The organism is Plantactinospora sp. B5E13, assembly GCF_039871775.1.
GTDB lineage: Bacteria > Actinomycetota > Actinomycetes > Mycobacteriales > Micromonosporaceae > Plantactinospora.
The window spans coordinates 1-2,311 of record NZ_JBDPLT010000098.1 but is presented as its reverse complement, the minus strand read 5'-3'; the positions used below and the strand labels follow the sequence as shown (position 1 = coordinate 2,311).

The window sequence follows — 2,311 nt, the reverse complement described above, 5'->3', positions numbered from 1 at the left end:
CCCCGCACAACCCTGCCCCGAGCAAGCCGACCACGTAATCGGCGAATCCACCCTGCCCCGAAACCACATCGGATCAAATCTATTCAACTGCGATCAACACGAACCGCATCGGTGGATCGAGGCTGAGCCTCGTTCTCACCACCGGTCGAGGACGTGCCGGTGACCGCGGCGCCTCCGGGCGATGCCGTCGAACTGGTCACTTTGGTGAGTGCCGCCAGTACGGCGGCGACGGCGGGCGGGTCGGGTGGGTCGCCGTAGGTGGCGGCGTGGAGCTGGCGGCGGAAGCCGACAATCTCGGTGATGTGGACGTCGGGTCGGCGATGGGCCTGGAGCGCGAGGCCGGGCAGCATGGTCACGCCCATGCCGGCGGCCACCAGGGATTGCACGACGACCATGTCGTCGCTGAGTGAGCCGATGCGGGGGGTGAAGCCTTGCCGTCGACACGCGGCGAACAGCTCTGCCTGGCACCGGTCGCCCCCGCCGATCCAGGCGGAGTGGCGATGGTTCGCGAGGCTGTCGTCGGGTCGCCGGCTGACGAGGTAGATCGGGTCGTCGCCGATGTGAAGGAGCCGGAATCCCTCGTCCTCGACCGGAGCGTCGGCGTGTCGGAACACGAGGGCGACGTCGATCTCGCCGTGGCGCAGCAACTGTAGTGCCTCGACCGGGTGGCGCTCGATCAGGCTCAGCTCGATTCCCGGGTACCTTTGTGCCAACGCGCCGGCCATTCGGGGCACGATCGTGCTCAGCGCCGAGGCGTTGGCGGCCAACCGGACCCGCCCCGACTGCAGGCCGACCTGTGCCGCGAGTTCGCTGGTCGCCGCGTCGACCCGTCCCACGATCTCGGCGGCCCGGTTGGCCAGTAGCCGCCCTTCCGGCGTCAGCCGGATCCCCCGACCGACCCGCTGCACGAGCTTGACACCGGTGGCCGCTTCCAGACGGGACAGGTGATGGCTCACCGACGGCTGTGAATAGTGCAGCTCTCTCGCCGCTCCGGTCACCGACCCGTGCCGGGCCACCGACGCCAGAACCATGAGCTGGACCAGATTGAGCACAGATCGAAGATATCAATGGGTTCGACACAGAATTGGCATTGGACGTCATGCTTCGTCCATCGCATGCTGATCCCCGACAAAAAGCTCACCGCAACGACGACGACGGTCACCACGAGGAGAAGCAACGCATGGGCAAGGTCATCTGCGACATCACGATCTCGGTCGACGGGTACTCGGCCGGGCACAATCAGAGCGAGGAACGCCCGTTCGGCGACGACGGCGGCGACGGCTCCGGCAGCATGCTGCACACCTGGATGTTCGACACTCCCGACGAGAACCGGGCCGAGCTCGACCTGTGGGCCACCGCCAAGGCCTTCATCATGGGACGCAACATGTTCGGCCCCGTGCGTGGCGGGTGGGATCGGCAGTGGAACGGTTGGTGGGGCGACAACCCGCCGTTCCACGTCCCGGTCTTCGTGCTCACCCACCACCCACGTGACCCACAGCCGATGGACGGCGGTACGACGTACCACTTCATCACCGAGGGGATCGAGTCGGCGCTGGCCCAGGCGCGTGCGGCGGCCGGCGACGGCGATGTCACGGTCACTGGCGGCGCGACGACGATCAACCAGTACCTCGCCGCCGGTCTGGTCGACGAGCTGCGGCTGCATATCGTGCCGGTCACGCTCGGTGCCGGCACGCGACTGTTCGACGGCGTCCCCGCGCTGAAGCTCGAGCAGGTGACGTCGCGGGCGGCGAGCCTGGTCACGCATGTGACCTATCGCGTGTTGTCCTGACCTCGTGGGTGGTGTCAGCCACGGCTACCGCCGTGACACCACCACAGCGGGGCCCCGGACGCCGAGTCACCAGGCCGTCCTGCCGTCCGCAGGTCTTGGTCATTGCCCTCGCGACAGGATGGCGTTGCGGTGCTGCCAGGTCAGGTGCAGGCAGGCCGCACCGCTCGGCGCCATCCGACCCTCGCTGAGGAGCCGATCGACCGTGTGCTCGTCGAAGGCGAGCTCTTCGGAGGCCAGCTCACCCTCGTCGTTCTTGTCGACCAAACCGTCGAAGATCCGGTCGAAGACGTCGGCCTCGAACACCGCGACCGTCAGGAGATCACCCACATAGTTGAGGGCGTCCACCCCGATGCCGAGGCAGTAGACGTTGATGGCGCCGCGCCGGCGTGCGGCGTCCAGTGACGTGATCTCAGCATGGATTCGGTAGGTATCGGTATTCGAAGTGGGTGAGGTGGAGAGCGGCGCGGACGATGTCGCCGATCTGCCGTGGGCTGGCGGTGGTGTGACGAAGGGTCCGCCAGC

2 protein-coding genes and 1 pseudogene are annotated in these 2,311 nt (G+C 67.3%); 1 reads left to right on the top strand and 2 read right to left on the bottom strand.

Features of this window, described 5'->3' with window-relative positions; translation table 11 throughout:
• Positions 1–83 precede the first annotated feature (83 nt).
• Complete coding sequence (locus tag ABGB05_RS36810; RefSeq protein ID WP_347658657.1) at positions 84–1,052, bottom strand: LysR family transcriptional regulator; 969 nt, start codon at positions 1,050–1,052, stop codon at positions 84–86.
• A 128-nt stretch (positions 1,053–1,180) separates the two neighbouring features.
• On the opposite strand from ABGB05_RS36810, the gene ABGB05_RS36805 reads away from it, so the two are divergent.
• Positions 1,181–1,789, top strand: coding sequence for a dihydrofolate reductase family protein (locus ABGB05_RS36805; protein ID WP_347658656.1), 609 nt, complete (start codon positions 1,181–1,183; stop codon positions 1,787–1,789).
• A gap of 99 nt (positions 1,790–1,888) precedes the next feature.
• Here ABGB05_RS36805 and ABGB05_RS36800 read toward each other — a convergent pair.
• Positions 1,889–2,311: pseudogene (locus tag ABGB05_RS36800) on the bottom strand (hypothetical protein); the annotation flags it as partial.

What these genes read in the sequence shown, in the direction of transcription:
- ABGB05_RS36805 (WP_347658656.1), top strand. Translation starts at nt 1,181, where the DNA reads ATGGGCAAGGTCATCTGCGACATCACGATCTCGGTCGACGGGTACTCG.